The sequence below is a fragment of the Pseudomonas sp. AK-TSAG1-1 genome (assembly GCF_056821665.1).
Window position 1 is genome coordinate 1,706,802 of record NZ_CM165965.1, and the last position, 25,818, is coordinate 1,732,619.

30 protein-coding genes are annotated in these 25,818 nt (G+C 59.6%); 13 read left to right on the forward strand and 17 right to left on the reverse strand.

What is annotated here, in order from left to right:
* Positions 1 to 40: 40 nt before the first annotated feature.
* The gene (locus AC1UK9_RS07790) at positions 41 to 1,096 is read left to right on the forward strand and encodes an AraC family transcriptional regulator (RefSeq protein ID WP_218187649.1); all 1,056 of its coding nucleotides are present in this window, start codon (positions 41 to 43) and stop codon (positions 1,094 to 1,096) included.
* Here the strand turns inward: AC1UK9_RS07790 and AC1UK9_RS07795 are convergent.
* The gene (locus AC1UK9_RS07795; protein ID WP_025110568.1) at positions 1,053 to 2,507 is read right to left on the reverse strand and encodes a TrkH family potassium uptake protein; all 1,455 of its coding nucleotides are present in this window, start codon (positions 2,505 to 2,507) and stop codon (positions 1,053 to 1,055) included. The genes AC1UK9_RS07790 and AC1UK9_RS07795 overlap by 44 nt on opposite strands.
* A gap of 121 nt (positions 2,508 to 2,628) precedes the next feature.
* Between AC1UK9_RS07795 and AC1UK9_RS07800 the strand changes: the two genes are divergently transcribed.
* Positions 2,629 to 3,195: a nitroreductase family protein gene (locus AC1UK9_RS07800; RefSeq protein ID WP_025110567.1), complete on the forward strand. Its 567-nt coding sequence runs from the start codon at positions 2,629 to 2,631 to the stop codon at positions 3,193 to 3,195.
* Between the two features lie 110 nt (positions 3,196 to 3,305).
* Here the strand turns inward: AC1UK9_RS07800 and AC1UK9_RS07805 are convergent, their stop codons facing one another.
* The 6 genes from AC1UK9_RS07805 to AC1UK9_RS07830 form a co-directional block, all read right to left on the reverse strand.
* Positions 3,306 to 4,646: a sensor histidine kinase gene (locus AC1UK9_RS07805; protein WP_473014805.1), complete on the reverse strand. Its 1,341-nt coding sequence runs from the start codon at positions 4,644 to 4,646 to the stop codon at positions 3,306 to 3,308.
* 181 nt (positions 4,647 to 4,827) lie between these two features.
* Positions 4,828 to 5,277 carry an LTXXQ domain protein gene (locus AC1UK9_RS07810; protein WP_473014806.1) on the reverse strand — a complete coding sequence of 150 codons (450 nt, stop codon included), beginning with the start codon at positions 5,275 to 5,277 and terminating at the stop codon, positions 4,828 to 4,830.
* A gap of 158 nt (positions 5,278 to 5,435) precedes the next feature.
* Positions 5,436 to 6,113 carry a response regulator transcription factor gene (locus tag AC1UK9_RS07815; RefSeq protein WP_025110564.1) on the reverse strand — a complete coding sequence of 226 codons (678 nt, stop codon included), beginning with the start codon at positions 6,111 to 6,113 and terminating at the stop codon, positions 5,436 to 5,438.
* A gap of 7 nt (positions 6,114 to 6,120) precedes the next feature.
* Entirely contained in the window at positions 6,121 to 6,531 is a 411-nt protein-coding gene (locus tag AC1UK9_RS07820) for an SH3 domain-containing protein (RefSeq protein ID WP_025110563.1), read from the reverse strand.
* A 276-nt stretch (positions 6,532 to 6,807) separates the two neighbouring features.
* Entirely contained in the window at positions 6,808 to 7,107 is a 300-nt protein-coding gene (locus AC1UK9_RS07825; RefSeq protein ID WP_025110562.1) for a YciI family protein, read from the reverse strand.
* Between the two features lies 1 nt (position 7,108).
* Positions 7,109 to 7,705, reverse strand: a complete 597-nt coding sequence (locus AC1UK9_RS07830; RefSeq protein ID WP_027613975.1) for a septation protein A — start codon at positions 7,703 to 7,705, stop codon at positions 7,109 to 7,111.
* 87 nt (positions 7,706 to 7,792) lie between these two features.
* Here AC1UK9_RS07830 and AC1UK9_RS07835 point away from each other — a divergent pair, with 87 nt between their 5' ends.
* The 6 genes from AC1UK9_RS07835 to rluB all read left to right on the forward strand — a co-directional run bounded on the left by AC1UK9_RS07835 (position 7,793) and on the right by rluB (position 12,801).
* Positions 7,793 to 8,656 carry a PHP domain-containing protein gene (locus AC1UK9_RS07835; protein WP_473014808.1) on the forward strand — a complete coding sequence of 288 codons (864 nt, stop codon included), beginning with the start codon at positions 7,793 to 7,795 and terminating at the stop codon, positions 8,654 to 8,656.
* 13 nt (positions 8,657 to 8,669) lie between these two features.
* Positions 8,670 to 9,299 carry an L-threonylcarbamoyladenylate synthase gene (locus AC1UK9_RS07840; RefSeq protein ID WP_007966016.1) on the forward strand — a complete coding sequence of 210 codons (630 nt, stop codon included), beginning with the start codon at positions 8,670 to 8,672 and terminating at the stop codon, positions 9,297 to 9,299.
* 123 nt (positions 9,300 to 9,422) lie between these two features.
* Complete coding sequence (locus AC1UK9_RS07845; RefSeq protein ID WP_177327337.1) at positions 9,423 to 10,121, forward strand: segregation and condensation protein A; 699 nt, start codon at positions 9,423 to 9,425, stop codon at positions 10,119 to 10,121.
* 11 nt (positions 10,122 to 10,132) lie between these two features.
* Positions 10,133 to 11,098 carry an SMC-Scp complex subunit ScpB gene (gene scpB / locus AC1UK9_RS07850; RefSeq protein ID WP_473014809.1) on the forward strand — a complete coding sequence of 322 codons (966 nt, stop codon included), beginning with the start codon at positions 10,133 to 10,135 and terminating at the stop codon, positions 11,096 to 11,098.
* Between the two features lie 148 nt (positions 11,099 to 11,246).
* Positions 11,247 to 11,438, forward strand: coding sequence for a DUF1289 domain-containing protein (locus AC1UK9_RS07855; RefSeq protein ID WP_473014810.1), 192 nt, complete (start codon positions 11,247 to 11,249; stop codon positions 11,436 to 11,438).
* A gap of 142 nt (positions 11,439 to 11,580) precedes the next feature.
* Positions 11,581 to 12,801 carry a 23S rRNA pseudouridine(2605) synthase RluB gene (gene rluB / locus AC1UK9_RS07860; protein ID WP_025110557.1) on the forward strand — a complete coding sequence of 407 codons (1,221 nt, stop codon included), beginning with the start codon at positions 11,581 to 11,583 and terminating at the stop codon, positions 12,799 to 12,801.
* Positions 12,802 to 12,998: 197 nt separating this feature from the next.
* Here the strand turns inward: rluB and AC1UK9_RS07865 are convergent, their stop codons facing one another.
* A complete protein-coding gene (locus tag AC1UK9_RS07865; RefSeq protein WP_473014811.1) occupies positions 12,999 to 13,964 on the reverse strand; it encodes a M29 family metallopeptidase in 966 nt (321 codons plus the stop codon).
* 70 nt (positions 13,965 to 14,034) lie between these two features.
* Entirely contained in the window at positions 14,035 to 14,172 is a 138-nt protein-coding gene (locus tag AC1UK9_RS07870) for a hypothetical protein (RefSeq protein WP_003222780.1), read from the reverse strand.
* A gap of 282 nt (positions 14,173 to 14,454) precedes the next feature.
* Between AC1UK9_RS07870 and AC1UK9_RS07875 the strand changes: the two genes are divergently transcribed.
* Positions 14,455 to 14,631 (forward strand): hypothetical protein, encoded by a 177-nt coding sequence (locus tag AC1UK9_RS07875; RefSeq protein WP_157836071.1) that lies wholly within the window; start codon positions 14,455 to 14,457, stop codon positions 14,629 to 14,631.
* 433 nt (positions 14,632 to 15,064) lie between these two features.
* A complete protein-coding gene (locus AC1UK9_RS07880; protein WP_482579802.1) occupies positions 15,065 to 16,483 on the forward strand; it encodes an amino acid permease in 1,419 nt (472 codons plus the stop codon).
* 73 nt (positions 16,484 to 16,556) lie between these two features.
* On the opposite strand, the gene AC1UK9_RS07885 is transcribed toward AC1UK9_RS07880, so the two are convergent.
* The gene (locus AC1UK9_RS07885) at positions 16,557 to 17,906 is read right to left on the reverse strand and encodes a serine hydroxymethyltransferase (protein ID WP_482579803.1); all 1,350 of its coding nucleotides are present in this window, start codon (positions 17,904 to 17,906) and stop codon (positions 16,557 to 16,559) included.
* Positions 17,907 to 18,439: 533 nt separating this feature from the next.
* Between AC1UK9_RS07885 and AC1UK9_RS07890 the strand changes: the two genes are divergently transcribed.
* Both AC1UK9_RS07890 and AC1UK9_RS07895 read left to right on the forward strand, forming a co-directional pair.
* On the forward strand, positions 18,440 to 19,045 hold the full coding sequence (locus AC1UK9_RS07890; protein ID WP_473014815.1) for a helix-turn-helix transcriptional regulator: 606 nt from the start codon (positions 18,440 to 18,442) through the stop codon (positions 19,043 to 19,045).
* Entirely contained in the window at positions 19,029 to 19,907 is an 879-nt protein-coding gene (locus AC1UK9_RS07895; RefSeq protein ID WP_025110552.1) for a queuosine precursor transporter, read from the forward strand. The genes AC1UK9_RS07890 and AC1UK9_RS07895 overlap by 17 nt, the downstream gene beginning before the upstream one ends.
* A 52-nt stretch (positions 19,908 to 19,959) precedes the next feature.
* Here AC1UK9_RS07895 and queC read toward each other — a convergent pair whose 3' ends face one another.
* Positions 19,960 to 20,658 (reverse strand): 7-cyano-7-deazaguanine synthase QueC, encoded by a 699-nt coding sequence (queC, locus tag AC1UK9_RS07900; protein WP_025110551.1) that lies wholly within the window; start codon positions 20,656 to 20,658, stop codon positions 19,960 to 19,962.
* A 282-nt stretch (positions 20,659 to 20,940) separates the two neighbouring features.
* Between queC and arfB the strand changes: the two genes are divergently transcribed.
* Positions 20,941 to 21,354: an alternative ribosome rescue aminoacyl-tRNA hydrolase ArfB gene (arfB, locus tag AC1UK9_RS07905; protein ID WP_095050152.1), complete on the forward strand. Its 414-nt coding sequence runs from the start codon at positions 20,941 to 20,943 to the stop codon at positions 21,352 to 21,354.
* Here arfB and AC1UK9_RS07910 read toward each other — a convergent pair.
* From AC1UK9_RS07910 to phhA, 6 genes are all read right to left on the reverse strand, one after another.
* The gene (locus AC1UK9_RS07910) at positions 21,351 to 22,538 is read right to left on the reverse strand and encodes an MFS transporter (protein WP_473015973.1); all 1,188 of its coding nucleotides are present in this window, start codon (positions 22,536 to 22,538) and stop codon (positions 21,351 to 21,353) included. The two genes, arfB and AC1UK9_RS07910, sit on opposite strands and share 4 nt — an antisense overlap.
* A 115-nt stretch (positions 22,539 to 22,653) precedes the next feature.
* On the reverse strand, positions 22,654 to 22,836 hold the full coding sequence (locus tag AC1UK9_RS07915; RefSeq protein ID WP_025113527.1) for a hypothetical protein: 183 nt from the start codon (positions 22,834 to 22,836) through the stop codon (positions 22,654 to 22,656).
* A gap of 69 nt (positions 22,837 to 22,905) precedes the next feature.
* Complete coding sequence (locus AC1UK9_RS07920) at positions 22,906 to 23,037, reverse strand: hypothetical protein (RefSeq protein WP_256214777.1); 132 nt, start codon at positions 23,035 to 23,037, stop codon at positions 22,906 to 22,908.
* Positions 23,038 to 23,309: 272 nt separating this feature from the next.
* Positions 23,310 to 24,503 (reverse strand): amino acid aminotransferase, encoded by a 1,194-nt coding sequence (locus tag AC1UK9_RS07925; protein ID WP_473014817.1) that lies wholly within the window; start codon positions 24,501 to 24,503, stop codon positions 23,310 to 23,312.
* Entirely contained in the window at positions 24,503 to 24,859 is a 357-nt protein-coding gene (locus AC1UK9_RS07930) for a 4a-hydroxytetrahydrobiopterin dehydratase (RefSeq protein WP_003222798.1), read from the reverse strand. The genes AC1UK9_RS07925 and AC1UK9_RS07930 overlap by 1 nt, the downstream gene beginning before the upstream one ends.
* A 118-nt stretch (positions 24,860 to 24,977) precedes the next feature.
* Entirely contained in the window at positions 24,978 to 25,769 is a 792-nt protein-coding gene (gene phhA, locus AC1UK9_RS07935; RefSeq protein WP_007965510.1) for a phenylalanine 4-monooxygenase, read from the reverse strand.
* Positions 25,770 to 25,818: the final 49 nt, after the last annotated feature.

Here is a 25,818-nt window from a genome sequence, read left to right on the forward strand (position 1 = left end):
GGGTCGTCACAGGCGATCCATCATGTAAAAGAATAACGCCATGAGCGAACGAACGACTTCTGCAAGCTGGGCGATGGGGATTGTCAAAGCATTGGAGATGGACGGCCTGGATTGCCGGGTACTGTTCAAGCAGCTGGGGCTCGATTACGCCGCCCTGGACGATCCGGATGCGCGCTTCCCGCAAGATTCCATGACCCGACTCTGGCAGCGGGCAGTCGAGTTGTCCGGTAACCCGGCGATCGGCCTGAACATGGGCAAGGTGGTGCGCCCGGCGTCGTTCCATGTCGCCGGCTACGCGCTGATGTCGAGCAACACCCTGGCCGAAGGCTTTCAACGCCTGGTGCGTTATCAGCGGATCATCGCTGAAAGTGCCGACCTGAGTTTTCGTCTGATCGAGGAAGGCTATGCGCTGATTCTGACGGTGCATGGCGATCATCTGCCGCCGACCCGACAGAGCGCCGAAGCTTCGCTGGCCTGTGCGCTGGGCCTGTGCGGCTGGCTCACCGGGCGCACGCTGCACCCGGTCAAAGTGTTGTTTCAGGGCGATGAGCCCGATGATCTGCAGCCCTACAAACAAGCCTTTCATGCGCCGCTGATGTTCAACGCGCCGTACGATGCGTTGATCTTCGAGCGCGCCGACATGGAGGCACCGCTGCCCACCGCCAACGAAGCCATGGCGCTGCTGCACGACCGGTTTGCCGGGGAATACCTGGCGCGGTTCTCTGAAAGTCGCGTGACCCACAAGGCGCGGCAGGTGTTGTGTCGTTTATTGCCTCAGGGTGAACCCAAGCGCGATACCGTGGCGCAGACCCTGCATTTGTCGCAGCGCACCTTGCAGCGGCGATTACAGGAGGAGGGCACAAGTTTTCAACAGTTGCTCGATGACACTCGCCGCGAGCTGGCCGAGCAGTATCTGGCGCAGCCAGGCATGACCCTGCTGGAGATTGCCTATCTGCTGGGGTTTGCCGATCCGAGCAACTTCTTCCGCGCCTTCCGCCGCTGGTTCGACACCACGCCCGGCGATTACCGGGCGCGGCTGCTGCAAGCGCCGATCAGTGACGCCAAAAGGCCGGAATACACAGTACAAACACCGTAATGATCTCCAGTCGGCCGAGCAGCATGCCGAACGACAGGATCCACTTGGCCGCATCCGGCAGGGTGGCGAAGTTGCCCGCCGGGCCGATGGTCTCGCCCAGGCCCGGGCCGACGCCGGACACGGTGCTGGCGGCGCCGGTGAGCGCAGTCATCCAGTCGACGCCGAGCAGCGACAGCAGCAGGGCGATCACGCAGATGGTGATGGCGAAGAAGAAGGAAAAGGTCAGAATCGAACGCACGATCTCTTCGTCGAGACGGTGGCCGTTGTACTTCTGCTTGATCACCGCGCGCGGGTGAATCAACTGGTTAAGGTTGGCCTTGAGCAGGATGTAGGCAACCTGGAAACGGAAAATCTTGATCCCGCCCGCGGTCGAGCCGGAGCACCCGCCAACAAAACCCAGATAGAAAAACAGCATCAGCGAGAAGTTGCCCCACAGGCTGTAGTCGCCCAGGGCAAAACCGGTGGTGGTGACCACCGACGTCACGTTCAGCGCCACATGCCGCAGTGCATCCAGCCAGTGCAGATTGGTGGTCCACCAGTACCAGGTGCCGAGCACCAGCCAGGTCACCAGCAACATGCCGAGCAAACCCTGCACCTGCTGATCGCGGATCAGCGCCTTGCGGTTGCCGCGCATGGTCGCCACATACAGCGTGAACGGCAGGCTGCCGAGGATCATGATCACCACCGCCACCCAGTGCACCGCTGGTTGGGTCCACTTCGCCAGCGACTGGTCGGAGGTCGAGAAACCGCCGGTGGAAATCGCCGACATCGCGTGGTTGATCGCATCGAACGGACTCATCCCGGCCCACCAGAACGCCAGGCTGCCGAGGATGGTGATGCCGACATACGCCGCCACGATCAGCCGCGCCACCATGTGCGAACGCGGCATGACCTTTTCCGAGCGGTCGGACGATTCGGTCTGGAACAGGCGCATGCCCCCGATGCGCAGCAGTGGCAGAATCGCCACCGCCATGCCGATGAAGCCGATACCGCCCAGCCAGTGCAGCAGCGAGCGCCACATCAGGATGCCTGGCGACATGGTGTCCAGCCCGCTGAGCACGGTCGAGCCGGTGGCGGTGATGCCGGACATGCTTTCGAAGAACGAATCGGTGTAGCTGATGTGCTGGGTCAGCAGGAACGGCAGCGCGGCAAAAATGCACACCACCAGCCAGCTGCTGACGGTCAGCAGGTACATGTCGCGCGGGCGCAGGTGGATGTGTTCGGGGCGTCCGGGGATCACTAGGGCAAGGCCGGCAAGGAAGGTGATCATGCTTGCCCAGAGGAACGACGGCAGATCGCCGGTGCGCTCGAAAATCACCAGGGTGGCCATGGGCACGACCATGGCGATGGCCAGGGTGATCAGGAAGATGCCGATGATGAAACCAATGATCCGTAAGGTCGGCAACGCCATGAAGTCCGCTCGGGCTGAGGTAAGAAGGGCGCCATTCTACCCGTGGAGGCAGGCATGTAAACCGGCACCCGGTGAGCAGATACCGCTAGAATAGCCGCACATTTTTCTCAGGAGGTGGCCGATGCAGGCTCTCGACGCGTTGCTCAACCGTGTTTCCGTTCCACGACTGGTCGAACCGGCCCCCACCGCGCAGCAGCGCGAAGCCCTGTTCGGTGCGGCCCTGCGTGCACCGGATCACGGCCACCTGCAGCCGTATCGTTTCCTGACTGTCGAAGGCGCGGCGCGCGAGCAGATGGGCGAGTTACTGGCCGAAGCGGCGCAGATGCAGGACGGCGAAGTCACCGAAGCGATGATCGACAAGGCGCGCAACGGTCCGCTGCGGGCGCCGCTGGTGGTGGTGGTGATCGCGAAACTGCAGGACCACGTCAAGTATCCGAAGTCCGAGCAATTGCTCGCGGCCGGCTGTGCCGCCCACGGGATCCTGCTGGCGGCGTACGCGCAGGGGATTGGTGCGGTGTGGCGCACGGGTGATCTGGCGTATTCGAAGCACGTCGCCCAGGGCCTGGGTCTGGCGGAAGGCGAGGAAGTCATTGCATTCCTGTACCTGGGCACGCCGCAGAAAGAGCCGCGAGTGGCCGAGAAGGCAGATCTGGCCGAATTCGTCAGCGCCTGGCCCGGCAAGGCCTGACACTTTGATGTCCATGTGGGAGGGGGCTTGCTCCCGAAAGCGGCGTATCAGACAAAATGATGTTGCCTGACGCACTGCCTTCGGGAGCAAGCCCCCTCCCACATTGGTTTTTACGGCTGGACAATGGCACCTGGCACCAACGGCAACTCCAGACTGGCCACAAACCCGCCGTCGGGATGATTGGCCAGCACCAGACTCCCGCCATGCCGCTCCGCCGCGCGCTTGGCAATCGCCAGACCCAGACCATGCCCGGCCGCGGTCTGCCCCGGCGCCCGGTAGAACGGTTCGCCCAGCTGGCTCAGATGCTCGGTCTGCACGCCCGGCCCGTGATCGCGCACGCTTACCACAATCCGCTCGCCCTGACGCAAGGCCTGCATTTCGATCGCCTGCCCTTCGGGGTTGAAGCGTTGGGCGTTGCGCAGCAGGTTATCGACGGCGCGTTCGATCATGGTCGGCCAGCCGGTCAGATTCAGCTGAGGCTCGGCGTTCAGGCGCACGGTTTGTTCCGGCGAGCCGAGTTGCGCGTCTTTCTGCAAGGTGCCGAGCAACGAGTTCAGATCCACCGCTTCAGCGCTGGCGTTGTCGGCATCGACCCGCGCCAGTACGAGGATTTCGCTGATCAGCGCTTCGAGGCGATCACATTCACGGGTCAGGCGCGGCCAGAGTTTTTCGCGTTCTTGCGGGCTGGCACGTTCCGCCAGTGCCAGCGCAATGCGCAGCCGTGCCAGCGGTGAGCGCAGTTCGTGGGAAACATCGCGCAGCAACTGGCGCTGGCTGCCGATCAGGCTTTGCAGGCGCGCGCCCATGCGGTTGAAGTCAGTGGCGAGCACGCCGAATTCATCGCGGCGGTTGGCCAGTTTCGCCAGGCTGTTCTGCTGGTAGGTGGTCTGCCCAAGATCATGCACCGCGCCGCGCAAACGGCTGAGCGGGCGGGTGATGGAGAAGGTCACCAGCAGGCTGAACAGGGTCAGCACCACCAATGCGATGCCCAGCGCACTCAGGGGCCAGAGCAGGCTTTCGCGGTGCCAGGCGTCGAGTTCCGGGTGCGGGATGCGGAAAATGAACAGGTAGGTATCGCCGGTTTTTTCGCTGGTGAACTCGTCGGTCAGGCGCCGCCATGGCAGGCGCCGGTCATCGTTGTTCTGCCGGGCTTCGAACGCGGCGGCGCGGCGCGGGAAGGTGCCGCGCACCACCGGGTCGCCGCTCTCGTTCAGCACTTGGACGTCGATGTGATATTGGCGTTTGCGCTGTTCGAGGATGTCCTGCGCGGCGTCTTCGCCCTGCGCTTCGTAGGTTTGCGTCCATTCGGCGGCCAGCGTGTTGAGGCCCGGATGGCGGCTGAGGATCCACGCGTCCTGGTTGAGCATGTGCCCGAGCAGAATGGACAAGCCGGCAACCAGTGCAATGGCCAGCCAGAAGCTCGCGAGAATACGCCAGAACAATGAGCGCACAGAAATTCCTCAATCAAACAAAAATCTCAACAATGTGGGAGCGGGCTTGCTCGCGAATGCGGTGTGTCAGTCAACATTACTTTGTCTGATACAACGCATTCGAGAGCAAGCCCGCTCCCACATTCGGATTGAGTGGCAACAGACCCGACGGCATTTAGCCGTCGGGTCCGGGGTTATCGCATTATTGCGCTTTTTGCGGCTGTTGCGCTTTCCACGCCTTGAACTCGGCCCACTCGGCACGGCGTTCGGCCTGTTTCTTCTGGATCTCGTCGAATTTCTTCTGTTGATCCGGTTTCAGCAGGTTACGCACGTCGGCTTCGGCTTTCTTGTGGTTGGCCGCCATCTCGTCCTTCATGGCTTTCTGGTCAGCCGGCGAGAGTTTTTCAAGGTACTTCTCGACCACCTGGCGACGCTCGTGCATCTGCTCGCCCATGATCTTGCGGATCTGATCGCGCTGTTCGCGGGACAGGTCGAGTTGGCTGTACGGGCCTTTGCCGTGCATGCCGTGCATCTGACCGCCGTGGCGTGCACCGTCCATCGGGCCACCCATCGGGCCGCCATCCTGCGGCATGGCCATTGCGACGGTTGGCAGAGCGGCAGCGAACATCAGAGCGATAAGAGTCTTGCGCATGGTGTATCTCCTTGTCTCGTTCCCGGTACGTTCCGGATGAGTACAGATTACGGAGATCAAGGTCAGCGGCGGTCAGCGCTGCGTAAAGCTTGGGTAAAGACGTTCGAGCGCCAACCTGACAAATGCACCCATGCAGGCCTTGGCCTGCAGTGGCAGGTTTATAGGCTGTAGTAGTAACCGCGGCTGCGCAGGGCGACGATGCGCGGGCGGCCATCGGGGTGCGGGCCGATCTTTTTGCGCAGGTTGCTGACGTGCATGTCGAGGCTGCGGTCGTACAGGGTCAGCTTGCGGCCGAGGGCCAGTTGCGCCAGTTCCTGTTTGTCCAGCGGCTCGCCGGGCTGCTTGAGCAGGGCTTCGAGCAGGCGGCTCTCAGAGACGGTGAGGGTCAGTTCTTTCTCGTCGATACTGACCACGCCGCGCATCGGGCTGAAGCTCAGGTCGCCCAGTTCGAGCTGGGTCGACACGGCGGCCGGATGACTGCGGCGCAGCACGGCGCGCAGACGGGCGGTGAGTTCACGCGGATCGCAGGGCTTGGCCAGATAGTCGTCAGCACCGAGCTCCAGGCCGAGGATGCGATCCAGCGGTTCGCCACGGGCCGAGAGCATCAGCACCGGCAGATCAGCGTGTTCGCTGCGCAGTTGCTTGAGCAGCTCCAGGCCGCTGCCATCGGGCAGCATCACGTCCAGCACCACTGCCGCCGGGGCCGATTCGGCCAGGGCTTTGCGGGCGCTCTGGCCATCGTGGCAGGCGCGCACCTGGAAGCCTTCCTGGCTCAACCAGCTACTCAGGAGTTCGCACAACTCCTGGTCATCATCAATCAGTAACAGCTCGCTCATGACTCACTCAATTTAGCCATTGCCGACGTTTTCGGCTTGCTCCACTGGCAAAGATACCGCAGAGCAGCGCCAATAGCGCTACCCCGGCGCCCGTGACGAACCATTGCTGCTGTTCGGTCAACAGGCGCGGCAGCGGGCTGGCCTGGGCTTCCTTGAGTTGCAGCTTCAGGCGCTGGTTCTCCTGACGCAACCGGGCAAGCTGGGCGCTTTCGCGGGTGTTGTCGGCATTTTGCAGTTGTTTGTTCAGTTCTTCCCGCTGCTGCTCGCTGGCCTTCAGGCGTTGCTGCAACTCGGTAATCTGGCTGCCGGCACTCAACGACAATGGCGTGGAGCTGCCGCTTTCGGTGGTTTCCTCACCATGGGCGGGCGCCATGATCGACAACGTGACCCACATCAGACACAACGGACCTTTGCGCATTGCGACTCCTGCTAGCAAATGGATAGTGGGCAGGTTGTCGGCAGGCAAACGAGAATAATGAGCGATTGAGAGCGGCGAGAGTCAGGAAGGTTCAGTGCGGAGAAAGACTTGTATCGGACATAGGAGCTTTTGTGGTGAGGGAGCTTGCCCCCGTTCGGCTGCGCGGCAGTCGTCGATAACAGTGCGCGGTGCGTCAGGTACACCGCGCTGGATGGCTTTGGGGTTGATGCGCAACCAAAAGGGGGCAAGCCCCCTCGCCACAGGGGAGAGATAGCCTTATGGCAGGACTTGCTTGAACGGCTTGACGATCACGCTGGCGTACACGCCGGCGGCGATGTACGGATCGGCATCGGCCCAGGCCTGGGCGGCGCTCAGGGAGTCGAATTCGGCGACGATCAGGCTGCCGGTGAAACCCGCAGCGCCCGGATCATTGCTGTCGACCGCCGGGTGCGGGCCGGCCAGCACGATGCGGCCTTCGCCCTTGAGCACTTGCAGGCGTTCCAGATGGGCCGGGCGCGCGGCGAGGCGGGCTTCGAGCGAGTTGGCGACGTCGGTGGCAATGATTGCGTAGAGCATGTCAGTCCTCGGTTTTTGGCGTTGTGGTATCGGCGTCGTGCAGATGACGGGACAGGTAGATGCCCTGACCGACCAGGAACAGCACGGTCATGCCCAGGCTGCCGAACACCTTGAAGTCGACCCAGATGCTCTGGAAGGTGAACGCCACGAACAGGTTGGCGGCTCCGCAGAACAGGAAAAAGGCGATCCAGGCAATGTTCAGACGGGTCCAGACCGGGTCCGGCAGGGTCAGCGCGTGGCCCATGATGCGTTTGATCAGCAGGCGGTCACCGATAAAGTGGCTGCCGATGAAGGCCAGGGCGAACAGCCAGTTGACCACCGGGGCTTTCCATTTCAGGAAGGTCTCGCTGTGGAAGGCCAGCGTCAGGCTGCCGAACACCAGGCAGGCGATCAGGGTCAGCCATTGGCTCTTTTCCAGCTTGCGCTGTTTGATGAACAGTGCGCCGTAGACCACCAGGGAACTGATGATGAGCATCGCGGTGGCGCTGTAGATACCGCCTACAGTCACTTCATGGCCAGCGATGTCGACGACCCGTGGATCAAGTTTGTAAACGATGAAAAACAGCAGAAGCGGAATGAAATCGATGAATTGTTTCACAGTGAGAGCCAGAAGCTGGATGTGGCGGCATAATAACAAACATATGGACGCGCGATAGCGCCAGCTGATTTGAGGTTACAACTCTCCGTGAATGTTGATTTGCACTGCCATAGCACGGCCTCCGATGGCGCCCTGGCGCCTGCGGTTCTGGTTGCGCGTGCGTTCGAGAACGGCGTGCGAGTCCTGGCGTTGACCGACCACGACACCCTCGAAGGCCTCGCCGAAGCGCGCACCGCCGCCAACGAATTGGGCATGCAACTGGTCAATGGCGTCGAATTGTCCTGCACTTGGGGCGGGGCGACCATTCACGTGCTGGGTTACGGGTTTGACGTCAATGCCGCGCCGCTGGTCGAGGCCATCGCCAAATTGCACGATGGCCGCTGGCTGCGGTCCGAAGAAATAAGCCGCAAGCTCGCCCTCAAGGGCATGCCCGGTGCCCTCGACGGTGCCCGGCAAGTCCAGCAGGAGCTGGGCGACAGCGGCAACGCCCCGGCCCGTCCGCATTTCGCCGACTGGATGGTGCGTGAAGGGTTTGTAAAGGATCGCGCCGAGGCGTTCCGCAAATGGCTCGGCGCCGGCAAGCTGGGTGACGTCAAACTGCACTGGCCAACCCTCGAAGACACCGTCGGCACCCTGCGCGCCGCCGGGGCGTGGGTCAGCCTGGCGCATCCTTGGCACTATGATTTCACCCGCAGCAAGCGCCGAAAGCTGATTGCCGACTATATTCAAGCGGGCGGGCATGCGATCGAAGTGGTCAATGGCTTTCAGCCCGCAGAACAGGTGGGCAGCCTGGCAATCCTTGCCCGTGAGTTCGGTCTGCTGGTCAGCGCCGGCAGTGATTTTCATGGCCCGGGCGGCTGGTCGGAGATCGGCCAGTACCGGCCGGTTCCCGAGGACCTTCCACCCCTGTGGGGTCGGTTCAAACATGACACAGTTATTGCCGCCGTCTGAACAGGTAGAAAATGTGAGTCAATTTTTCCAGATCCATCCGGAAAACCCGCAAGCGCGCCTGATCAAACAGGCGGTCGAGATCATCCGCAAAGGCGGGGTGGTGATTTATCCCACGGACTCTTCCTACGCGATCGGTTGCCAGATCGGCGACAAGACGGCCATCGAGCGTGTACGACGCCTGCGTCAGCTCGATGAAAAACACAACTTCGCGCTGATCTGCAGCGACCTGTCGCAACTGGGCAACTATGCCAAGATCGACACCGGCACCTTCCGCATTCTCAAGGCCCATCTGCCGGGGCCTTACACCTTTATTCTCAATGCCACCCGCGAAGTGCCGCGCCTGCTGCTGCATCCGAAAAAGCGCACCATCGGCCTGCGGGTGCCGAGTCATCCCATCGCGCTGGCCTTGCTGGCCGAGCTCGGTGAGCCGCTGATGAGCGTGACCCTGATCATGCCCGGCGATGAAGACCCGTTGAGCGATCCGTACGAAATGCGCCAATTGCTTGAACATCAGGTGGACTTGATCATCGACGGCGGTTTCGGCGGGATCAAAGCGTCAACCGTGATCGACTTGACCGGCGACGACCCGGAAGTGATCCGCGTCGGTTGCGGCGACCCCGCGCCGTTCATGGTCGAGGCCTGAATGTCCGCAGTGGAAACCGTTGTCGATCCCCAGGCCGGCGCCCAGCAGGAACTGCCGTTTGCCATGGTCTATGGCCAGGCCGTCATGGAAATGCCGCTGGACCTGTACATCCCGCCGGATGCGCTGGAAGTGTTCCTTGATGCCTTCGAAGGCCCGCTCGACCTGCTGCTGTACCTGATCCGCAAACAGAACATCAACATCCTCGACATTCCGGTGGCGGAAATCACTCGCCAGTACATGGGGTATGTCGAACTGATGCAGTCGGTGCGCCTGGAGCTGGCCGCCGAGTACCTGGTGATGGCCGCGATGCTGGCCGAGATCAAGTCGCGCATGCTTCTGCCGCGAGCCGAAACCGTCGAAGAAGAGGAAGACGACCCGCGCGCCGAGCTGATCCGGCGCCTGCAGGAATACGAACGCTTCAAGGCTGCCGCCGAAGGCATCGACGGCTTGAGCCGGGTTGGCCGCGACGTGGTGGTGCCCAGGCTCGACGCCCCGGAAGCCCGCGCGCGCAAACTGTTGCCGGATGTCGCGCTGGAAGAGATTCTGATGTCCATGGCCGAGGTGCTGCGCCGTGGCGACATGTTCGAGAGCCATCAGGTCAGCCGCGAGGCGCTGTCGACCCGCGAGCGCATGAGCGATGTGCTGGAACGGCTCAAGGGCGGCGGCTTTGTGCCGTTTGTCGAGCTGTTCACCGCCGAGGAAGGTCGCCTCGGCGTGGTGGTGACCTTTATGGCGATCCTTGAGCTGGTCAAGGAATCCTTGGTCGAGCTGGTGCAGAATGAGCCGTTCGCCGCGATCCACGTGCGAGCCCGAGCCGAATAACGAGTCGAAACATGAACCTGACTGAACCCCGCGAGCTGGCCCCCCTGCTTGAAGCCTTTCTGTTGGCCTCGGGAAAACCGCAATCGCTTGAACGCCTGTTCGAATTGTTCGAAGAGGGTGAACGGCCCGAACCTGCGGTCTTCAAGAAAGCCCTGAGCCTGCTGGCCAAGTCCTGCGAGGGGCGGGCGTTCGAGCTCAAGGAAGTTGCCTCCGGCTATCGCTTGCAGATCCGCGAGAAGTATTCGCCGTGGGTCGGTCGTTTGTGGGAAGAGCGCCCACAGCGCTATTCCCGTGCGCTGCTGGAAACCATGGCGCTGATTGCCTATCGCCAGCCGATCACCCGGGGCGAGATCGAAGACGTGCGGGGTGTGGCGGTCAACACCAACATCGTCAAGACATTGATCGAGCGTGAGTGGATCCGCATCGTCGGTTACCGCGACGTCCCGGGCAAACCGGCGATGTTCGCCACCACCAAGGCGTTTCTCGATCACTTCAACCTGAAGAACCTCGAAGACCTGCCACCGCTGGCCGAACTGCGCGAGATGGAAGCCGAACCGGTGCTCGATTTCGACGACGCGCCGGTGCCTGCGGGCCTGCAAGAGCTGGCCGACGCCAGTGCCGAGCCGGAAGAACCGAAAGAAGAAACCAGTTTCCACACCTTGCTGCTTGAGCTGGACAGCATGGAGGAGGGGATCAAGACCGACTTCGATGATTTGTTGCGTGATGCGGCGGACGGTGAAGCGCAACCGACTGAGCCTGATGCCGAGATGGCCGAGCCGGCAATTGAAGTTGAAATTGAGCCTGAAGTCGAACCGGAAGAGGACGTGCTTGGCGTTGCCGAAGCCCGGGAAAAACTCCTGGCTGCTGTCGCCGCCCTCGAACAGCCAGCGCCAGAACCAGAACTGAGTGAAGAAGAGGCCGAAGCCCGCGCATTGGCCGAAGCCATCGAAGCCGAACGCCGCGAGTTCGAAGAGTGAACACTATCCCCTGAACACCGCCATCCCCCCTGTAGGAGTGAGCCTGCTCGCGATAGCGGTGTATCAGTTCACATTTTCTTGCCTGACACACCGCCATCGCGAGCAGGCTCACTCCTACAAGGGATTTGTGTTTTTTCCGGAGATGTTGATGAGTTCCAGCAAAGACCCCTGCATCAGTCTCTGCAAGTTCAACGATGACATCTGCCTCGGCTGTGGCCGCAGCAAGCGCGAGATCCGCGCCTGGAAGAAACTCGACAAGGACGACAAGCGCACCGTACTGGCCGAAGCCGCACTGCGCCTGATCAAACTGGGTGGCGCCGGTCGGCGGAAAAAGAAATAACTGCCGATTGATCAGCTAGTCTCTGATGCGCGATGGCGCACATCCGCGTATGATTCGCGACCCTTCGGCGATCCCTTCGCCCGAAAAACAGTTTTCAAAGCTTCAGGCGCCGCCTGAACAGACCACACCGGGAGGTGCCCAGATGAGTGACATCAATCAGAAAGACGACCAGGAAATCGGCCCAGCAGGCGAAAAGCTGCAGAAAGTCCTCGCCCGTATCGGCGTCGGCTCGCGCCGTGACGTGGAGTCCTGGATCAGCCAAGGCCGGATCAAGGTCAATGGCAAAGACGCCACCCTTGGTCTGCGCGTCGACATGCACGACGCCATCACCATCGATGGCAAGGTGATCAAGCGCGAAGAGGCTGCCGAGTCGGTCCGCCGCGTGATCATGTACAACAAGCCCGATGGCGAGATCTGCACCCGTGACGACCCGGAAGGCCGTCCGACCGTGTTCGACAAGCTGCCGCGTCCGAAAGAAGGCCGCTGGATCAACATCGGTCGTCTCGACATCAACACCACCGGTCTGCTGATGTTCACCACCGACGGTGAATTGGCCAACCGCCTGATGCACCCGTCCTACGAGATGGACCGTGAGTACGCCGTGCGTGTACGCGGTGAAGTCGACGACGAGATGATCGAACGCCTGAAGGCTGGCGTAGTGCTGGAAGACGGCCCTGCGCGTTTCACCGACATTCAACAGGCGCCGGGCGGCGAAGGCTTCAACCACTGGTATCACTGCGTGGTGATGGAAGGTCGTAACCGTGAGGTTCGTCGTCTGTGGGAATCGCAAGGTCTGGTGGTCAGCCGTCTGAAGCGCGTGCGTTTCGGTCCGGTGTTCCTCAACTCCGACCTGCCGATGGGCCGCTGGCGCGAAATGAGCCAGTACGAAGTCGACACGCTGAGTTCCGAAGTGGGTCTGACGCCTGTGGCGATGCCGCAACTGAACGCCAAGAGCAAAGACAAGCTTGAGCGTATGCAGCGCAAATCGTCGCGGCCGATGGCCAAGACCGAGCGCGTACGCACTCTGCGTCCAGCGGCTGGCGCGCCGACCGGCCCACGCCCGAGCCGTGAGCCGCAGATCGAAGGCGAGCGTCCGGGCCGCAAGCCGGTTGCTCGTGATGGCGAGCGCGCTCCGCGCCCAGCCAACGGTCGCACTGAGCGTGGCGAGCGTGGTGCCCCTGCCGGTCGCGGTACGCCAGTGGCGGATCGTCCAGCGGACACCACCAACAAGCGTCCGGCCAAGCCTGCGCCGAAGCGTCCGGGGATCAAACTGGTCGACGGTGACAAGCCATCGGGCAAGCGCCGCGGCGCACCGGCCGGTTCCGGCCAGCGTCCGGGTTTTGGGCGCAAGAAGCCTGAGTAATCGGCTCGAGTGCCTGAATGAAAAACGCCAACCGCAGGGTTGGCGTTTTTTTTCGTCTGCAAGAAGATGGGGGCTGCCTGGTCCGGCCCCTTCGCGAGCAAGCCCGCTCCCACAGGAGGGGTGTGTACGACACAGATCCAATGTGGGAGCGGGCTTGCTCGCGAAGAGGCCGGTGGCCTCAATAAAGAAATTTCAGGCTAAAACACAAACCGCCCATCGAACACCGGCTTGTCATCCAGCGCCAACACCCCGCCGGAAAAAATCAGGTCCAGATGATGGCTGCCCTTGGCCCCGCCGCCGAGGCCCAGATGCAACCCACAATGCCGCTCCTCGAACCCGGCATTGCGCGCATACAAATCCTTCACGCCTTCGTTGGTGCCAATCCCCAACTCCTCAATCCGCCGATTCGACGGATTGGCGTCCAGATACTTGTTGAAATCGTGCTCCAGCCCCGGCACCTCGGTGGCGATGCGGCTGATGGTCGAGTTCTCGATCCACAGTTCCAGCGGCGATTCGAGCACGCCGTACTTGCGCGCAAACGGGATGGTGCTGAGGAACGTACCCTTGAATTTCACATGACCGTTGATGGCTTCACTGTGGGTGGCAATTTCGCCGGGGGCCAGGTCGAAGTTGCCGACGCCGTTGATGTCGGTCCACTTCTTGATGCTGCTCAGCGGCGTTTCGAACCATGAGCCGTGGTCGTCCTTGAAGCTCAATGTCGTGGCCTGGGACATACGCTGGATCAAGTGGCTGTTGAGCCCCGCGATGCGTTGCGGGGTGACGCTGAAGGTGTCGTAGAAATAGTCGCCGTAATCCTTGAACAGCAGCGACTTCTTCCAGTTTTCCGCCATCACGCCTTGCAGCGCACGGACAAACTCCGGTCCGTCGGGACGCGGGTTGGGCAGCGTGGAAGAGTCGTAGAAGAAAATGTACAGATCGCTGTCAGTAATCGCCGACGCCAGCGCTACGGTGCTTTCCAGATCCAGCCGACGGGCGCTGAAGCTAAAACGCGGATGATCGCCGGCCTGTTCGGTGATGGCGCCGGTCAGCGCTTCATAATCGGCAGTGTGGCCGAGCAATACCCTGGCGGACTCAAGGCCGGCAAGGGCAGGGTGATGTTCGAGGTAGTAAAGGAAATGCGAGATCGCGCGGGGCTTATCCATGAGTCCTCCCTGACTGACCGAGAAGAAAGTGGCAGGCACGACCGGCCGGAGCGTGCCTGCCCGGGATGTCTTACAGAGGCCACATCGCCGTGCCGAACGGAACCACCGCGTCGGCTTGCATCATTTCCACGGCGGCCTCATGGGTCGGTGCTTCAAACCATTCGTCCAGTTGCAGTTCGGTATCCAAGTCTTTTTCCAGTGCTTGCATGGTCGATCTCCTAGATGACTTTCACGGTTGTGACTGGCCGGTCGAGGTGGCCGGCAAGACGTGAAGAACCTAGTTCAGGGTGTTTTGTAATGCAAAAAATTATTTATTTAAAATTTAAATAGACTTTTTATTCTGTTTTTTATCGAGCGTTTTCTTATTTGAAAACAAAAAACTAAGCAGCCACTTTCATTAGCAAGCTTGCTACCGTCAATTTGCAGACGTCCTACGGATTTTTCTGAAATGGAAAATTTACGTTACGGATCGTAAAGAAATATTTACGGAATGCGCGTTAAAACCCAGTGGATCAGCAACGCTTTCGACGCTGTAAGGAAAAACTGCCGGAGCCCGATCAGCCGGGCACTGCGCGAGGCTCTGGCGCGCTTGTTTCAGCAACGTTTGAAGGGTGAGATGCGCCTCATGCCTGTCGTGCAGGTGCATAACAAGAAGGAGGCGCAATGAACGCCGTGATGGATCTTCACTTCTCTCCGTGGGGCGATTTTTCGCTCGTCCCCGTCGATGGTCTGCAAAGGCCTGACTCATTTTTTGCAGTCGCCCGATTATCTCGAGGCGGACCCACGCAATCCCGGCAAGCGCCACGCTGATCCAGCGGGGTCTGGCAGCAGGGGGTTAGCGGTGTACAATGCGCCGCGTTTTACTGTGACTCCCTGCGTAATCGCGCAAACCTCAAGGCTATCCGCCTTGTTCACTCCGCCGCGTCACAAGCGTGTCGGGTTCGATTTCGTCACAGATAAAAACAAACAGGTGACGCATGACCGTTGTAAGAACGCTGAACTCCTGGTGCCTGCGCTGGGGTTTGATCGGGGCTGCTTGAAATCGCAACCTTGCAGCAACGTCTACTGAACATCATCAAACCTTGCGTGAGACCTTTTTCATGAGTGGACAAAACTCGCAATCAGGCGAGCTGAAACGCGGCCTGAAAAATCGCCATATTCAACTGATCGCCCTCGGTGGCGCGATCGGTACCGGATTGTTCCTGGGGTCTGCCGGGGTCCTGAAATCCGCTGGCCCGTCGATGATCCTCGGCTATGCCATCTGTGGCTTCATCGCCTTCATGATCATGCGCCAGCTCGGCGAGATGATCGTCGAAGAGCCGGTGGCCGGTTCCTTCAGCCATTTTGCGCACAAGTACTGGGGCGGTTTCGCCGGCTTCCTGTCGGGCTGGAACTGCTGGATTCTGTACATTCTGGTGGGCATGTCGGAGCTGACCGCAGTCGGCAAGTACATTCACTACTGGGCGCCGGACATTCCGACCTGGGTGTCTGCAGCGGCGTTCTTCGTCCTGATCAACGCGATCAACCTGGCCAACGTCAAAGTCTTCGGTGAAGCCGAGTTCTGGTTCGCGATCATCAAGGTCGTGGCCATCGTCGGCATGATTGCGCTGGGCAGCTACCTGCTGGTCAGCGGCCATGGCGGCCCGCAAGCTTCGGTGAGCAACCTGTGGTCGCACGGCGGATTCTTCCCCAACGGCGTCAGTGGTCTGGTGATGGCGATGGCGATCATCATGTTCTCCTTTGGCGGTCTGGAAATGCTCGGTTTTACCGCAGCCGAAGCCGACAAACCGAAGACCGTGATCCCGAAAGCGATCAATCAGGTGATCTACCGGATCCTGATTTTCTACATCGGCGCACTGGTGATCCTGCTGTCGCTGACCCCATGGGATAGCCTGCTGGCCACCCTCAATGCATCCGGTGACTCGTACAGCGGCAGCCCGTTCGTGCAGGTGTTCTCGATGCTCGGCAGCAACACCGCCGCGCATATCCTCAACTTTGTGGTCCTGACTGCGGCACTGTCGGTGTACAACAGCGGCACCTACTGCAACAGCCGCATGCTGCTGGGCATGGCCGAGCAGGGCGATGCGCCGAAGGCGCTGTCGAAGATCGACAAGCGCGGCGTGCCGGTGCGTTCGATCCTCGCGTCCGCAGCGGTCACGCTGGTGGCCGTGCTGCTCAACTACCTGATGCCGCAACAGGCGCTGGAACTGCTGATGTCGCTGGTGGTTGCGACACTGGTGATCAACTGGGCGATGATCAGTTTCTCGCACTTCAAGTTCCGCCAGCACATGAACAAGACGAAACAGACGCCGCTGTTCAAGGCGCTGTGGTACCCGTACGGCAACTACGTCTGCCTGGCGTTCGTGGCGTTCATCCTCTGCGTGATGCTGTTGATCCCGGGCATCCAGATCTCGGTGTACGCGATTCCGGTGTGGGTCGTGTTCATGTGGGTCTGCTACGTGATCAAGAACAAGCGCGGTGCACAGCAGGCCGTGCACGCGGCAGGTGCTGCCAAGTAAGCGCTGACGCAGAAACACAAAACCCGGCCTGAGTGCCGGGTTTTTTATGGGTGTAAATACTGTCAGTCGGAGGCTATAGACAGTCCGCGAGAGGGTAGTCCCTGCACAAGGTTTCGACCTCTGAACGAAACTGCGCGAGGAGTATGGGTTCCAGTGTGTAATCCTGCTCACCGAGCGGCGCCACAGTACTGAGAATCCGGCCTATCAAATCGACGATCTGGCGGCTGCCGTGGACATCGACCCGGCGTTGCGCCAGAGCGCCCGTGCCGATACGCAGCCCGCTGGTAACAAGGGAAGAGCGGGGATCGCCGGGTACGCGATGTTTGCTGACGATGATCCCGCAGTGCCCCAGCGCCGCCTGCGCTATGGCGCCTGTCATACCGCCACGCAAACGAACCAGAACCGTGTGGTTTTCACTGCAACCGCCGACCACTTCATAATCCCGGGCCTGAAACGCTTTGGTCATTTCATCCGCGGTACTGCGGACCTGCGCCATGCAGGCATCGAATTCTGCGGACAGTGCGTAACCCAGCGCGGCAGCCTTTGCCGCGATCATGTTGGCAGCGGGCGCGCCCTGCATTCGCGGATAAACGGCTTGATCAAGCAGGCGACTGAAGGTGGTTCTCAAGCCGGGAATCTTGGTGTTGGCATCGCCACCACTGAGGATCAGGCCGCCGCGAGGCCCGGCGAGTTGCTTGTGCGTGCACGTGACGGTGACGTGTGCGGCCTCGATCGGACTTGGGTGTCGCCCGGTGGCGACAAGCCCGGCGATATGCGAAATGTCGGCGAGCAAGATGGCGCCGGCTTCATCGGCAATTGCGCGAAACCGCTTGAAGTCCACCGCCCGCGAATAAGCGGTGGCGCCGCAGAGAATGATGCGTGGGCGATGGGCGAGTGCGAGCAGGCGTACCTTGTCGTAATCGATGAGGCCGTCTGATGTCGTGCCGTACTGGATCGCCTTGTAGTAGGCGCCGGAAAACGCGGTGAGGCTGCCATGAGTCAGATGACCACCGTGTTCCACCGCCATGCCCAGCAAGGTATCGCCAGGCTCAAGCAAGGCTGTGAGCACCTGATAAACCGCGTTCGACGCCGAGTGGGGTTGCACGTTGGCGTATTGCGCTGCGAACAGTTCCCGAGCCCTGCGGATGGCCAGCGATTCGACCAGATCGACATTCTCGCATCCAGCGTTGTGGCGCTTGCCGGGCATGCCTTCAGCCGTCACGTTGACCAGCACTGAAGCGGATGCCACCAAGGTGCGTGGCTGGACGGCGCAGGAGGATGAGATCAACGAAAGCGTGTGCTGTTGGCGCCTGACTTCAGCATCGAGAATGGCCGCCAGTTCGGCGTCTTCGGTACGCAGATCCGCCAGGCCACGACGCAACAAGTCAGCCTGGTTCTGGAGCGGTTCAGTAATAACTGCCATTGCTTGATTCCTTCCCTGGTTTTGCGTGATATGCGCACGTCCGTGCTGCCAGATCTGTACAGGCGAATCCGTGTTCTGGCCGCTGTGCGCGCAAAACTAAACCCTGTACAGGCCCCCCGGTCTTTCGTTCTTTCACTCTCGAGTGATGAGGCGCCGGTTTGACGCATCATAGATTTTTCAGTGAGGAACGCCACAGAATTAATCAAAAAAATGAACATTCTTCAAAGAAAATGATTCTTTTCGTCGTCGTTGCGGGTGTAAAACAGTCATGGCCCGGTGCTGATCTTCAGGCGCCGGGTGAAAGGCAACAGGAACTAACGAGTCAGTACAGAGGCTGAAATGATCCTGCAAGTTGGCAGGAAGTGACCTGTGAAAGCTGACTTTTTATACCGAACCCAAGGAGGGAGAGTGCTATGATCCTGCGCGGCACTGACAGGGATAAAACTGCAATTTCCTACCTCACTTGTGTATGTCCGGAATGATCATTCGGGGCGTGACATTGATTGCAGTTAACAACGGATGGTAAGCATGTGATGCACAGAAGAGAAAGATCGGAGAATCTGAAGAACAACATCAAATACCTGATAAAGAGTCGCGGGGAGACTCAGTTATCCCTGTGCCACTCCAGTGGTTTGACCCGAACGACCATCTATAACATTCTTGAAGGCAAGGTGGTCAATGTACAACAGTCCACTGTTCGCAAAATTTCTGATTTCTTCGGCGTGTCTTATGAAGAAATAGAGACGATTGATTTTGAAGAAAAGGAAATAATCGAAAGCAGTATTTCTCCGCAGGGCAACATGAACCCGGCAGCGGTGCCTGTCATCAAGGAAAGTATGCTGCTGCAAAGTCTGGATAAGAGAATTGGTGAGTTGGCCACGATTTATCCACTGACTTACTACTTTGGCGCGTCCTTCAACCTGATTGGCGTGCTTCTGGAAAACGAAATAAGTGGCATGAATGAACCCGGCGATCTGTTGATCGTGCAGAAAGGAGCGTCGACCAGCGACAGGGAAAAGTTGGTGTATGATAAAGTGACAATGAAGTTATCTATAAGCCATGAAGGCAGCTTCGATACGGACCGTGTGTGCGTGGTCGGAGATGTAATCGAGGAACGATTTAATGGATTGCAGTGTTGAAGTGGAAAACAGCAAGTACAAGTTGCTGGGGTTCGAGAATGGAAAAAGCCTGGCCGTCATCATGGTCATTGCGACAGGCAAAATAATTAAAATAAAGTTAAGTGAAGTGTTGAATAGTGAGATTATGGATAATCTGAATAAGATCGAAGTGAAAAACCTCTATAAAAAATTTTACTCGCAGGGTGGCGCTCTCACGGCTTACGAAATAAATGACCGTCATGAGAGTTCCTGGATGATCTACATCATCCTGAACCTGATGCTGTTCACGCTTTACATTTTTACCAGCATTGCGGCGACAAAGCCGATTTATCTGGAGTATTTCGATATTGTCGTAACGCCAGGCACCTTCCTCTATCCGCTGACATTTCTGATCGTCGACTTGCTCAATGAAACGTTCGGCCTGAGGCTCGCGCGAAAGGCGATCCTGTTCGCGTTCATCAGCAATGCCGCGATCATCATTCTGCTGGCCATCACTACCCATCTTCCGGGGCTGCCGGGTTGGAAGCTCGATGGGGCTTACAATGATGTTATCAGTCAGTTGTCCGCGGTCCTGGTAGCGTCTTCTGTATCGTTTCTGGTTTCCGAGAATATAAATTCATATCTGTTGTGCAAGATTAAAGAGCTCACGAGCTCCCGATTTCTGTTTTTGCGAGTGTTTTTAAGCACTTTGTTTGCTGTGATCATCGACAGCTTTCTTTTCTGCTACATCGCCTTTTACGGGACGATGGAAAACAGCGCAATACTGGGCATGATCTACGTTCAGATCGCAATCAAGGTGGGGTTTGCCTTCTTCAATATCTTGCCGGCCTACGGGGCAAGGTCTTTGTTCAAGAAATACCTGACGGGTGCGCAGACGCAGTAAGCAGAGGAAGGCGCTCACTCGGCATGCTCGAGTGAGCGCTTCTGGTCGTGGGTTACTTTAAGCCAAGTTTATCTTTCAAGCGTTGAGTCACCTGCGCTTTGTTATTCAGGAACTCATTCAGGCCTTTTGCGCGAAGGTTGCAGGCATCGCAATCGGAACATCCGACGCCTTTGATGCCGTTGTAGCAAGTCAGTGTTTCTTCGCGAACCAGCTCCAGTTGATTGTGGTAATCAGCCAAGGCCCAGGTCTCTGCCTTGTTGAGCCACATCAGTGGCGTGTCCAGTTGCAGCTTGTAATCCATGCCCAATTCAAGGGCTTTATTCAAGGCCTTGACGAACTCATCCCGGCAATCGGGATAGCCCGAGAAGTCGGTTTCACAAACACCGGTAATGACCGTTTTGGCCTGGACTTGATAGGCATAGATAGAGGCCAGGGTCAGAAACAGAATGTTCCGCCCCGGAACAAAGGTGCTTGGCAAGCTCTCGCCGGAGCTGTTCACGGTCGGAACCGGAATGTTATCGCGGGTCAGGCTGCTGATGGCCAGCTCATTGAGCAAGGACACATCCAGCGTTTTATGCACGGTCACGCCGAGCTTTTTCGACAGCTGCTGCGCCACTTCAATTTCCGCGTGATGACGCTGACCATAGTCGAACGTGATGCAGTGGACTTCATCGTAGTGGGTCAGGGCGTGGATCAAGCACGTGGTGGAGTCCTGTCCGCCGCTGAATACGATAACTGCTTTGTTGGTCATGGGTATGCTTCCTGCATTGAGGTCTTGAGGGCAAGGTGCAGATGATACTCGAAATAGGCTTGGAACTCGGTGCACAGTCCAGAAACGCTCGCGAGTCCGCGAGCGTCTATTTTAAGGTGGAATGAGGCTGGATTCACTCAGGGACCGACTGATTGATTTCTGACAAATCGATGTCGATTGCTATCACCTCATCGCGAACCGGCGAATAGCTGCAGTGGATCTTCAGCAGGTTCGCGGTCTGTTTCGGGGTATCCTGCACACTCTGAATACGGACGTTTTTCCATGCTGGTGATTTCCAACAACGTGCATTTGCCGGATGCCGAGATCGAACTGACCGCCATCCGCGCGCAAGGCGCCGGTGGGCAGAACGTCAACAAGGTTTCCAGCGCGGTGCACCTGCGCTTCGACATTCCGGCCTCGTCCTTGCCCGAATTCTACAAGGAGCGGTTGCTGGCGCTGCGCGACAGTCGCATCACCAGCGATGGCGTGTTGATCATCAAGGCCCAGCAATACCGCACGCAGGAAGCCAACCGCGCGGATGCGCTGGAGCGTTTGGTCGAGCTGATACTCAGCGCCACCAAAGTCGAAAAGAAGCGCCGCCCGACCAAGCCGACCCTCGGCTCGAAGAAGCGTCGGCTTGAGTCGAAAACCAAGCGCGGCAGCATCAAGGCCGGGCGTGGCAAGGTGGATTTCTAGTCTTCGCGATACTTCGCCGTGTGCTTGTACAGGTACACGCTCAACGCCAGTCCGCTGAGTGAGGCGAGGGCGGCGAACAGAAAGATCGAAGCAAAACCAAACCCCGCCGCAATCGCCCCGGCCAATGGCCCGGTGATCCCCAGCGACAAATCGATGAACAACGAATAGGCGCCGACCGCTGCACCACGGCTGGAGGCCGGCACCAGGTTCACCGCTTCCACACCCAGCGCCGGAAACACCAGCGAGAAACCGAAACCGCTCAACGCCGCCCCCGCCAGCGCCCAATGCGCGTCCGGCGCCAGCCACAGCAGTAACAGGCCCAGAGTCTCCACCGACAGGCAGGCAATCGCCACGCGGAAACCGCCGAGGCGGTTGATCAGGTTGCCGAACAGCAGTCGCGCGCCGATGAAGCTGGCACCGAACAGGCTCAGGCACAGCACCGCGTTGTCCCAGTGCCGGGTGGCGTAATACAGGGTGATGAAGGTGGCGATGGTGCCGAAACCGATCGAGCCCAGTGCCAGTCCGCAGCCGTGCGGGAATACGCGTCCGAGCACATGCATGAACGGCAGGCGCTCACCGGCGACAATCGGCGCGGCGGTTTTCGGCCAGGCCAGCAGCAGGCCCAGCGCCGCCAGCAAGATGATGCTGACGCCCATGCTCCACAATCCCAACTGGCCGACCAGCCACACCCCGAACGGCGCACCAACCGCCAGTGCACCGTAACTGGCGATGCCGTTCCACGAGATCACTTTGGCGGTATTTGCCGCGCCGACCCGACCGATGCCCCAGCCAATCGACCCCGAGCCGACCAGGCTTTCCGCGCTGCCCAGCACCAGCCGCCCAACCAGCAGGCTGATCAGGCTGAACATCGGCAAGTGGGGTGTCCAGGCCGAAATCAGCATGAACACACCGCTCAAGCCACAACCGGCCAGACCGATCATCACCGCGCGTTTGCTGCCCTGGTTGTCGATGATCTTGCCGGCGTACGGGCGGCTGAGAAGGGTGGCGAGGTATTGCACGCTGATCACCAGCCCCGCGATCACCGCACCGAAGCCCAGGTCGCTGTGGACATAGCCCGGCAATACAGCGAGCGGAATGCCGATGTTCAGGTAACCGATGAAGGTGAAGAGGACGATGGACACGACTTGCAGCGTGACCGCCAGGGGGCGCTGCGGCTCTGACATAGAGGACGACATGGGAAACGATCCACAGGAAAGCAGGATTAGATAGGCTGCTTATGATACCGGCGCGAACGTGTCAGGGGCGGGGAAAAGTAAAACTATTTGCCGCAAGGCAGATTCACGACTTGGCCGGGGCGACCAGTTGTGTGGTGACGAGGGCGGCGAGGGCGTTTTCTTCGCTGCCGAAACGGGCGAGCAGGGCGGCCTGTTTTTCCGGGGAGAGGCGGTTCCAGATCTCGATCATTTTCTCGGTGGCGCCGATCAGGACGGCGGCTTGGCTTTCAGAAAATTCGTCGGTCATGGCGGGCTCGGTTTCAGGCAGTGTGGAAAGCGCATCTTAGCGCTTTCCACACGGTCTGTACGGCGGGTTTTACTCTTCGCTGTCGGCCTTGCGGCTCTCAACGGCTTCTTTCGGTTCGGGCTGCTGTGCGCCGGCTTGTTGCGTGGTCGTCTGCTCAGGTACGTGCAGGCTTGGGAAGGGGAGATTAGGAATCTCGTGCATGGTTGCGCTCCTCGCTAAGTCTGTTGATAGATCTGGTAGATCCGCGCTTCTTGAAAGCCTGCGCAGGATACAGCAGGAAAAATGACAATCAGACTTTTAATTGAAAATAATGCGACAGATGGCCGCAGGGGGCGCGAAAAGCAAAAGATCACTGCAAAGCAAATGTGGGAGCGGGCTTGCTCGCGAAGGCGGTGCATCAGGCAACTTGATTGTCGTCTGATACTCCGCTTTCGCGAGCAAGCCCGCTCCCACTGTGTTTTATGTCGCAGTCACTATTGGCAGACGGTGGCGATGGCTTCAGCCAGCAAGGCCAGGCGCGTGGCATCGATCCCGGCAACGTTCGCCCGGCCCGAGCTGACCATGTACACGCTGTGATGCTCACGCAGCTGTTTCACCTGCTCCGGCGACAGGCCGGTGTAGGAGAACATCCCGCGCTGCACACCGATGTGTGCAAAACGCTCGCGCAGGCCATGCGGTTCCAGCGCTTCAACCAAGCCACTGCGCAATTGCGCGATGCGCAGACGCATGGCTTCCACTTCGTCGGCCCAGCGGCTTTTCAGCTCCGGGTCGGCAAGGATGGTCGCGACCACTGCCGCGCCGTGATCCGGTGGTGTCGACCACAGGTTGCGGGCGATGTTGGCCAGTTGGCTACGGATGTCGATGAGCTTGTCGGCGGTTTTCGCGCAGACAATCAGCGCACCGGTGCGGTCGCGGTACAGGCCGAAGTTCTTCGAGCAAGAGCTGGTGATCAGCACTTCCGGCAACTCGCTGGCAAACAGCCGGGTCGACCACGCATCCTGCTCCAGCCCGTCGCCAAAGCCCTGATAGGCAAAGTCGATCAGCGGCAGCAGATTACGGCTGCGCACCACGTCCAGCACGCGCTGCCAGTCGCCGTGATTCAGGTCGAAACCGGTCGGGTTATGGCAGCACGCATGCAGCAGCACCACATCGCCTTTCGGTACTTCATTGAGCACTGCGAGCATCGCGTCGACGTCGAGGCGGTTGTCGCTGCCCACGTACGGGTAGTGACTGACCTTGACCCCGGCTGCGGCGAAAATCGTTTCGTGGATCGGCCAGGTCGGGTTGCTCAGCCACACGCCCTTGCCCGGCAGGCACTGAGCGATGAAGTCGGCAGCCAGACGCAGGGCACCGGTACCGCCCGGAGTCTGGGTGGCGCCGGCGCGCTGTTCAGCGATCAACGTGGAGTCGGCGCCGAGCACCAGTTCGTTGATGACCTTGCCGAACAGCGGGTTGCCGTGACCACCGATGTAGGTCTTGGTGTCCTGGCTCTCGACCAGCCGCGCCTCGGCGATCTTCACCGCTTCGGGAATCGGCGTCAGGCCCTGGGCATCCTTGTAGACGCCAACGCCGAGGTCGAACTTGCGCGGGTTGCTGTCCTGCGCATAGGCCTCCATCAAACCGAGAATCGGGTCGCCGGGTACCCGGCCGATGGCGTCGAAGTGCATTACTTGCGTCCTTCTGCGGTCTTGGCCACTTCGTCAGTGCGCGCGGCCATGATGAAGTCGTTGCGGTGCAGGCCTTTGATCGAGTGGCTCCACCAGGTCACGGTGACTTTGCCCCACTCGGTCAGCAGACCCGGGTGGTGACCTTCGGCCTCGGAGATCTCGCCGACGGCATTGGTGAAGGCCAGTGCGTGCTTGAAGTTCTTGAACAGGAAAACTTTCTCCAGCTGCATGATGCTGTCGCGAACTTCGATGTTCCAGTCAGGGATCTGCTTGATCAGGATCGGCAGTTCTTCGTCGCTGACTTGTGGCGCATCGGCACGGCAGGCTTCGCAGTGGGCTTGGTTCAAAGTGGACATGGTGTGATTCCTGAAATCGAGTGTGTTTTTTTTATAAAAGCTATCGGGCCGTCAATGCCGTCACGCTAAACCAAAGTGGCGGCGACTGACAGACTCAATTGTCAGCGAAAGTCGCGGATCACGCGGCTTTCGGTTTTGGTGGAAACTTCGGTGCGTGCAGCCCCAGCTGCATGCCTTGGCGAACCATGGCCATGATGTCTTCATGGGCAACGTCGAACAGACGCTTGAGGTTCGGCAGGACAAAGTACAGCGGTTGCAGGATGTCGATGCGATACGGCGTGCGCATGGCTTCCAGCGGATCGAAGGCCTGATGCTCAGGCTCGTCCGACAGCGAGTAAACGGTTTCCTTGGGCGAGGACAGGATGCCGCCGCCATAGATGCGCTTGCCTTGCGGGGTGTCGACCAGGCCGAACTCGATGGTCATCCAGTACAGACGCGCCAGATACACGCGTTCTTCCTTGGTGGCCTGCAGGCCGAGTTTGCCGTAGGTGTGGGTGAATTCGGCGAACCACGGGTTGGTCAGCAGCGGGCAGTGACCAAAGATCTCGTGGAAAATGTCCGGCTCTTGCAGGTAGTCCAGTTCTTCGCGGGTACGAATGAACGTGGCCACCGGAAACTGCTTGCTGGCGAGCAATTCGAAGAAGGTCTGGAAAGGAATCAGTGCAGGAACGCGGGCAACCTGCCAACCGGTGGTCTCACCGAGCACCTTGTTGATCTCGCCCAGTTGCGGAATGCGGTCGTGGGGCAGACCGAGTTTTTCGATACCGTCCAGGTACTCCTGGCACGCGCGACCCTCGATCACTTTCAACTGGCGGGTGATCAGCGTGTTCCACACCGCGTGTTCTTCGGCGGGGTAGTCGATAAAACCTTGCGCATCGGGCTCGCGGGCCACGTATTGCGTCTGCTTCATACTGCTCTCCTGCTAGGGGAATTCGTTCTTGTTATGTCCAGCGATGGAT

Coding starts and splice junctions, on each gene's coding strand:
- AC1UK9_RS07895 (WP_025110552.1), top strand. CDS start 19,029: ATGGATTGCAGTGTTGAAGTGGAAAACAGCAAGTACAAGTTGCTGGGG.
- AC1UK9_RS07875 (WP_157836071.1), top strand. CDS start 14,455: ATGCGCGTTAAAACCCAGTGGATCAGCAACGCTTTCGACGCTGTAAGG.
- AC1UK9_RS07910 (WP_473015973.1), bottom strand. CDS start 22,538: ATGTCAGAGCCGCAGCGCCCCCTGGCGGTCACGCTGCAAGTCGTGTCC.
- AC1UK9_RS07915 (WP_025113527.1), bottom strand. CDS start 22,836: ATGACCGACGAATTTTCTGAAAGCCAAGCCGCCGTCCTGATCGGCGCC.
- AC1UK9_RS07815 (WP_025110564.1), bottom strand. CDS start 6,113: ATGAGCGAGCTGTTACTGATTGATGATGACCAGGAGTTGTGCGAACTC.
- AC1UK9_RS07885 (WP_482579803.1), bottom strand. CDS start 17,906: ATGGCAGTTATTACTGAACCGCTCCAGAACCAGGCTGACTTGTTGCGT.
- AC1UK9_RS07925 (WP_473014817.1), bottom strand. CDS start 24,503: ATGCACTTCGACGCCATCGGCCGGGTACCCGGCGACCCGATTCTCGGT.
- phhA (WP_007965510.1), bottom strand. CDS start 25,769: ATGAAGCAGACGCAATACGTGGCCCGCGAGCCCGATGCGCAAGGTTTT.
- AC1UK9_RS07825 (WP_025110562.1), bottom strand. CDS start 7,107: ATGCTCTACGCAATCATTGCCACCGACGTCGCCAACTCGCTCGAAGCC.
- queC (WP_025110551.1), bottom strand. CDS start 20,658: ATGACCAACAAAGCAGTTATCGTATTCAGCGGCGGACAGGACTCCACC.
- rluB (WP_025110557.1), top strand. CDS start 11,581: ATGAGTGACATCAATCAGAAAGACGACCAGGAAATCGGCCCAGCAGGC.
- AC1UK9_RS07890 (WP_473014815.1), top strand. CDS start 18,440: ATGCACAGAAGAGAAAGATCGGAGAATCTGAAGAACAACATCAAATAC.
- AC1UK9_RS07855 (WP_473014810.1), top strand. CDS start 11,247: ATGAGTTCCAGCAAAGACCCCTGCATCAGTCTCTGCAAGTTCAACGAT.
- AC1UK9_RS07810 (WP_473014806.1), bottom strand. CDS start 5,277: ATGCGCAAGACTCTTATCGCTCTGATGTTCGCTGCCGCTCTGCCAACC.
- AC1UK9_RS07800 (WP_025110567.1), top strand. CDS start 2,629: ATGCAGGCTCTCGACGCGTTGCTCAACCGTGTTTCCGTTCCACGACTG.
- scpB (WP_473014809.1), top strand. CDS start 10,133: ATGAACCTGACTGAACCCCGCGAGCTGGCCCCCCTGCTTGAAGCCTTT.
- AC1UK9_RS07820 (WP_025110563.1), bottom strand. CDS start 6,531: ATGCGCAAAGGTCCGTTGTGTCTGATGTGGGTCACGTTGTCGATCATG.
- AC1UK9_RS07880 (WP_482579802.1), top strand. CDS start 15,065: ATGAGTGGACAAAACTCGCAATCAGGCGAGCTGAAACGCGGCCTGAAA.
- AC1UK9_RS07790 (WP_218187649.1), top strand. CDS start 41: ATGAGCGAACGAACGACTTCTGCAAGCTGGGCGATGGGGATTGTCAAA.
- AC1UK9_RS07920 (WP_256214777.1), bottom strand. CDS start 23,037: ATGCACGAGATTCCTAATCTCCCCTTCCCAAGCCTGCACGTACCTGAG.
- arfB (WP_095050152.1), top strand. CDS start 20,941: ATGCTGGTGATTTCCAACAACGTGCATTTGCCGGATGCCGAGATCGAA.
- AC1UK9_RS07870 (WP_003222780.1), bottom strand. CDS start 14,172: ATGCAAGCACTGGAAAAAGACTTGGATACCGAACTGCAACTGGACGAA.
- AC1UK9_RS07865 (WP_473014811.1), bottom strand. CDS start 13,964: ATGGATAAGCCCCGCGCGATCTCGCATTTCCTTTACTACCTCGAACAT.
- AC1UK9_RS07930 (WP_003222798.1), bottom strand. CDS start 24,859: ATGTCCACTTTGAACCAAGCCCACTGCGAAGCCTGCCGTGCCGATGCG.
- AC1UK9_RS07795 (WP_025110568.1), bottom strand. CDS start 2,507: ATGGCGTTGCCGACCTTACGGATCATTGGTTTCATCATCGGCATCTTC.